Origin of the sequence: Streptomyces sp. NPDC047706 (assembly GCF_043204795.1) — a bacterium.
GTDB lineage: Bacteria > Actinomycetota > Actinomycetes > Streptomycetales > Streptomycetaceae > Streptomyces.
In genome coordinates, this window is the sequence record NZ_JBIDCW010000058.1 from 1 (window position 1) to 5,732 (window position 5,732).

The 5,732-nt window shown below is 67.7% G+C and carries 6 protein-coding genes; 2 read left to right on the forward strand and 4 right to left on the reverse strand.

What is annotated here, in order from left to right; genetic code table 11:
• The first annotated feature begins 375 nt into the window (after positions 1-375).
• The gene (locus ACGF8A_RS34385) at positions 376-786 is read left to right on the forward strand and encodes a Tn3 family transposase (RefSeq protein ID WP_393114740.1); all 411 of its coding nucleotides are present in this window, start codon (positions 376-378) and stop codon (positions 784-786) included.
• A 284-nt stretch (positions 787-1,070) separates the two neighbouring features.
• Here the strand turns inward: ACGF8A_RS34385 and ACGF8A_RS34390 are convergent, their stop codons facing one another.
• The 3 genes from ACGF8A_RS34390 to ACGF8A_RS34400 all read right to left on the reverse strand — a co-directional run bounded on the left by ACGF8A_RS34390 (position 1,071) and on the right by ACGF8A_RS34400 (position 4,241).
• Positions 1,071-1,742 (reverse strand): ATP-binding cassette domain-containing protein, encoded by a 672-nt coding sequence (locus ACGF8A_RS34390; RefSeq protein ID WP_393114742.1) that lies wholly within the window; start codon positions 1,740-1,742, stop codon positions 1,071-1,073.
• The gene (locus ACGF8A_RS34395; RefSeq protein WP_393114745.1) at positions 1,739-3,832 is read right to left on the reverse strand and encodes a bacteriocin-associated integral membrane family protein; all 2,094 of its coding nucleotides are present in this window, start codon (positions 3,830-3,832) and stop codon (positions 1,739-1,741) included. Before ACGF8A_RS34395 ends, ACGF8A_RS34390 begins: the two co-directional genes overlap by 4 nt.
• Positions 3,833-3,950: 118 nt before the next feature.
• Positions 3,951-4,241 carry a lactococcin 972 family bacteriocin gene (locus tag ACGF8A_RS34400; protein WP_393114747.1) on the reverse strand — a complete coding sequence of 97 codons (291 nt, stop codon included), beginning with the start codon at positions 4,239-4,241 and terminating at the stop codon, positions 3,951-3,953.
• A 258-nt stretch (positions 4,242-4,499) separates the two neighbouring features.
• Between ACGF8A_RS34400 and ACGF8A_RS34405 the strand changes: the two genes are divergently transcribed.
• Entirely contained in the window at positions 4,500-4,718 is a 219-nt protein-coding gene (locus ACGF8A_RS34405; RefSeq protein ID WP_393114749.1) for a Tn3 family transposase, read from the forward strand.
• A gap of 209 nt (positions 4,719-4,927) precedes the next feature.
• Here ACGF8A_RS34405 and ACGF8A_RS34410 read toward each other — a convergent pair whose 3' ends face one another.
• Positions 4,928-5,635 (reverse strand): hypothetical protein, encoded by a 708-nt coding sequence (locus tag ACGF8A_RS34410; protein WP_393114751.1) that lies wholly within the window; start codon positions 5,633-5,635, stop codon positions 4,928-4,930.
• Positions 5,636-5,732 lie beyond the last annotated feature (97 nt).

Sequence of the window (5,732 nt, forward strand, 5' to 3'; positions counted from 1 at the left end):
CTCCTCAACCGGCGGCTTCACCTGCCCAGCCCGTGGCACCAGCATCCCTCCCGGCCACAAGCTACAAGCAACTCACCCCAAAGTCAGCGGCATTGGGTCTAGGGACAGGTCTCTCGCCCTCCTCGGCTCTCTACAGCGCGGGCCCCTGCGAGACTCTCGGCAGGGGCCCGCGCTGCCCGAAGTCATGAACTGCTCGACGTCTGCAGAGCTTCGCAGGCTGCGCTGGACCAGCTGCTGGAACGGCTGGTCAATGTCCCCACGCCAGCCGGGACGACACCCCGCGAGATCGGCGTCCCGGCGACCGCGACGCTCCTGCCGATCGTCGCCGTCAACCAGGGCAAAGGCTGAACTACTTGACAAATCTGATTCCACAGAATGCTGCGCTACCTCTCGGACGCGCCGCTGCGCGGCCGGGTGACGGCCGCGACCAACAAGGTGGAGGCGTTCAACGGCTTCAGCGACTGGGTGCGGTTCGGGCAGCGTGGCACGGTCGCGCACAACGACCCGGTCGAGCAGGAGAAGGACGTGAAGTTCACCTCGCTGCTGGCCAACCTGGTGATCTTCCACAACACCCTGGACATCGCGGACGTGGTGCGGCAGCTCCAGGCCGAGGGCTGGGAGATCGACCCGCTGGACCTGGCCGAGATCTCGCCGTACCTGACCGAGCACATCAACCGGTTCGGCGTGTACTCCACCCACGAGATCGGGATCACCCCGGAGGACTACGACACCCGCCTCGACGTCGACTTCAGCGTGTTGGAGGACGAGAGGGCCCCGGCGGCATGACGTCGCGTGGGCGTATGGGCCGACCGCGGCCTGGTCGGGCGGTGCTGCTGGATGGCCGCCCGGGCTGGGGAAAGCCGTGTGCGGGAAAGCTGCATCCACTTTGAAGCGGCGGGGACTGGAAACGGAGCGTCAGCCACCGCGCCAGTCCCCGACCCTACCGGGGACTGGTCAGAACACCCGGAGGGCGACGCGCTGGATGATCGTCAGCGCGTGGGTGCCGTAGACGAGGAAGACGACGGCGGCTACGACGACGATGCCTGCGAGAGACCAGGTGAGACGGGGGTTCATGCGGCGGTGATCTCCTTGACGGGGTTGGGGTGGGTGGTGGTTCCCACCTGCAGGACGCTGTCGCACAGGTCCCTGACGGTGGGGTCGTGGGTGGCGATCACCACGGCGCAGCCGGCGTCGGCCAGGGCGCGCAGGGTGGCGATGACCATGTGGGTGTTGTCGAGGTCGAGGGCGCCGGTGGGCTCGTCGGCCAGGACGAGGGCGGGTTGTTTGACGATGAGGCGGGCGAGGGCGACACGTTGTTGTTCGCCGCCGGAGAGGCGGTGGACGATGTCGTCTTCGCGGCCGGCGAGTCCGACTTGGTGCAGTGCCTGGGCGGGGGTGGGGCGGGATCCGCGGTTGGAGCGGACGGGTTTGACGGCGACGCTGAGGTTGTCGGCGATGGTGGCGTTGTCGATCAGGGCGTAGTTCTGGAAGAGGTAGCCGAGTGTGTCGCGTCGATAGAGGCGGGCCTTGCGTGGGCTGAGTCTGGTGATGTCCTGATCTTGGTGGCGCATGGTGCCGGTGGTGGGGGTGTCGAGGAGGCCGAGGCAGTTGAGGAGGGTGGACTTGCCGGATCCGCTGGGGCCGGTCAGTGCGAGCATCCGGCGGGCCTCGATGGTGAAGGTCAGGTCCTGCCAGAGGGTGCGGGGGCCGAAGGACTTGGACAGCCCGGTCAGGTCGATCACGCTTCGGTCGATCCTTCCTTGACGATGCGGCGGTGGAAGAAGGTCAGGACGGCGAGGGCGGTGGCGATCTCGACCGCGACGAGGCCAGTGATGACGGTCAGGTCCTGGCCGGTGATCGTCATCGGGTCGCGGGGGGCGGGGATGCCCATGGTCTTGTACTGCTCGAGGCCTTGGTTCCATTGGTGGACCTGGTAGGGGAGCCAGGAGACGAGCAGGGCGACGATCGCAGCCTCGGCGGCCAGGAGGGTGCGGTGGATGGTAGCGAAGGTCCAGCCGTGGATGTGCCGGGCGAAGATTCGCTGGGCGTTTCTGCGGGTGTGGACGATGACGACGCCGACGCCGGTGACGAGCAGGACCAGGAGGGCGAAGGCCAGGTTGAACAGTCGCAGCCGGAAGTCCGCGGTGATGTCGCGGATGGCCTGGGCGGCGTCGGCGGCGATGGGGCTGATGCCGACAACCTCGTTGCGCAGGTGGTGGGCGTCGATGTCGGCGGTGATGTCGGCCGGGTCGGGGAAGACGATGCTGCGCTGCGAGGCGTAGGCGGTGTAGCCCTTATCGCTGATGTAGTCGGTGCCGTTGGGGACGACGATGATGACCGGGTCGGTGAGGAAGGACTCGTCCGAGAGCTGGTCCTGTCCGGCCTCGCGAGTACCGCGGGCGTTGTAGGTGAAGATCTCCTGGCTGTCTGCGGTGGTCTTTACGTCGATCTGCTCGGATGAGATCTGGTCCGGGTTGGAAGGGCTGACCAGGCCGGGCACCAGGTTTGTCAGCTTGTCGGCATGAGCGGCGAGGTGTTGCGGAACCAGGAGCAGGATGCGGCCGTCGCCGCCGGTGGTGGCAGGCTGGCGGCGGCCGTTCGGGGCGAGGATCTTCTGCTGCTCGAGGAACGTCTCGTTGGCCACTATCAGGTCGTCGGCAGGGATGCCCTGGGCGTCGCGGGAGCGTGCGGGGTCCTTGTGGCCGGCGAGGACAATCTGGCCGTCGGCGTCGGCCTGGCGCAGCCAGGGGCCGACCTTCGCCTCCAGCTTCTTCAGCGCGTCGGGGCCGGCGCCGAGGTAGCCGTTGAGGCGGATGGTGGAGGCGTCGCCCGCCTTTTCGTACACGTTGAGATTGTCTTCGCGCCGGGCGAGGTCCTGTCCGGCCTGCAGGACCGAGGCGGCGATACCGAGGGCGAGCAGGAGGGCGGGCACGCGCACGAGGTAGGCGGCGGCCGCGGTGGAGCGGGCGGGTATCTCGCCCTTGAGGGCGGCCAGGATGCCGGTGCGCGCGGTCAGGGTGAGCATCGCGGCATGGGTGGCGAGGACAAGAGCTGTGAAGACGACCGCCGTTGCGGCCGTGACGAGGGCGAACAGACCGAACCAGGCGAGGTGGTTGTACCAGGCCAGCAGGGCGGTCGCCACGACCGTCACGACCCCGAGGGCGGCCGTCCAGAAGCGGGCGAGCCGGCGCAGGTCGCGGGCGAGGATCGCGGGCAGGGACATGCCCTGCAGACGCAGCACTCCGTAGGCTTTGGCGTTGAGTAGGACGCCGGCGCCGGTCATGGTGACGCAGACGAGGGCGACGACGACGAGGGAACCGGCCAGGGCGCTGCCGCCGTAGGCGTAGGAGAGCTGGTCGGGGGAGGTCGGCTGGGGGTGGGATGCGGTGAGGCCGTGCTGCTGCAGCAGTTCGAGGAAGGGCCGGACGGCGTCGGGATCGCCGAAGAGGTAGTACAGGCCGCGCGGGTCGCGGTTGGAGACCTCGGAGAACGGCCGGGTCGTGGTGGCTTGGCCGGGGCTGAACGCAGGGTAGCCGTCCTCGAGCCAGTCGGCGCGGGGGCCGGCCGGGGTCAGGTAGAGGTCGCGGCTGCGGTCGGGGTGTTCCAGGTCGAGTTCCTGGCGGCCCACGGTGACACCGTAGTCGCGGGCGAACGATTCGACGGCTTGTTCGATGGCGCGGCTGGTACTGGTGTCCCGCGACTGGGTGACCTGGACGACCGCGTCGTAGCCGAGGGTCCACTGATCTTCGAAGCTCCTGAGGAACAGGAAGGAGAACAGGGCGGAGAACGCCAGGATGACGGCGTGGGCGAACTTGACGCCACGATGCAGCATGCGTGTCCTACGAGACTATGGGGGATCGACCGGCCAGATGACGGAAAGCACGCGTGCCCCCGAAGGGGCCGCGTGGCGCGGGCCCCTTCGGGGGCATGTTACGCGTGCTGCTGAGTGGTCAGCAGGTGGTCTTGTAGTAGGTCTCGTTGCCCCAGAGGGCGGCGTCGGCCTGCGTGATGGACCAGCTGCCGGCGGACGCCTCGTCGCTGTCGATGTAGGCGCCGACCGAGGTCGAGCCGTGGCACTTGGACCCGTGGTAGTAGTCCGACCACACGTAGGAGGTGCCGGCCCCGTAGTCCCAGGTGCCGCCGCCGACGTACGCGATGGTAGCCATCGCGGGAGCGGCGCCGGCCACGACCAGCGCTCCGGACACGGCTGCGATCTTGAGTGCGCGCTTGAGCCTCATCATCAACTCACCTTCGAGGGAGTGCGTAATGGACACCGACCGAGCTCGAACACACGGAATGATCACAACAAGTAGCCTGGAGAAGAAGTGAAGATCAAGACGAACATTGACGTGAATCGATCTTGAGTTATCACATATCGGGTACATGTGAACACTCATTGTGCACATTCGTGTTCAACCTGGGTGGCGTTGAACGAGAACGCCGCTGCCTTTGCAGTCGTGCAGACGCGCTCTGCGAGCTGACCGACCCGGGCGAACATCGTGCTGGTCAACTACCACCACAGGCTGCCGATGACGACCATGTTCGGCTCTGGCACGCTGTCATCCTCGGACGGGCAGCGGTTGCCGACTTGGGGCAAGTCGATCACCGCCCGGCACCTGAACAAGTACTTCGTGTCCGAGGGCATCTCGACCTACACCCACGGTTCCGACCAGCACTCCATGCCGTGTGGCTGGCGCTGCTGCTCGCCCTGCTGCTGATCCGCCCCAGGGTCAGACTGCTCGCGGAGGTGGTGCGCCTGCTGCCGGACCTGCTGCGGCTGCTGAAACGGCTGGCCGCCGACAAGAGCCTGCCGCGCGGCGTGCGGATCCGGCTCGCGCTGCTAATGGTCTATCTGGCCAGCCAGCCCTATCGACCTGATCCCGGACTTCCTGCCGGTGATGGCCCTCCGGGAGTATCCGAACGAAAATTAGCGGCAGCCGCTGACGGACCATGGTCCGGCTGTGGCCGCGAGGGTATTGACGCGGTTCTCGTACTCGCGGCGGTCCTTGCGCTGTGCCGGAATCGCCGGGGCGTCCTGGGTGCCGTCGAGGGGCTGGCATCGGGCGAGGAGCCCGCAGTGCACGGCGGGCGCGGCGGTGACGCGCAGGGTGTAGCCCTGGCCGCGTCGTACGGTCACGCCGTGGTCGAGGGCGGCCCGCTCGTCGGCGTCCAGCTCGGCGGTGTGGACGAAGTTGGCGACCTTGCCGGGCATGTCGAGGGTCACCGGCAGCTCCGGGGCCGGGCCGTCATCGTGGTCGGCGGTGGTGTGCTCGGGCATGAGGTCGGCGACGGCCGTACGGACAGCACCCCGGCTGACGCTGTGCTCGCGGGCCAGGGCGGCGATGGACCGGCCCTCCAGGTACGCGGTGCGGACGGCGTCGATCTTCTCGGCTGTGATGGCCGGGCGTCGGCCACCCTTGTTGCCCTTGGCCTCGGCGGCTCGCAGTCCGTCGTAGGTCAGCTCGCGCTGGAGGTCGCGCTGGAGTTCGCCAGCGGCCGCGAGGGTCTGCACCATGAACTTCACGGTGGACAGCAGTTCTCCGGTGCGCGAGTGGCGGGCGGTGAGGTCCATGGCGGAGAACGCGCCGTCGTGGATGCGCAGCGCGAGGCGGTCGTGGTGGAGGACGTCGAGCACGTCTAGTGTCCTGCGCCAGTAGTTGATCGTTAGTAGTTGTGTGACTTCTGCTGCTGGTGCGTCAGTTCCTCGTCGGGGCCCGAAGCTGGAACCGTTG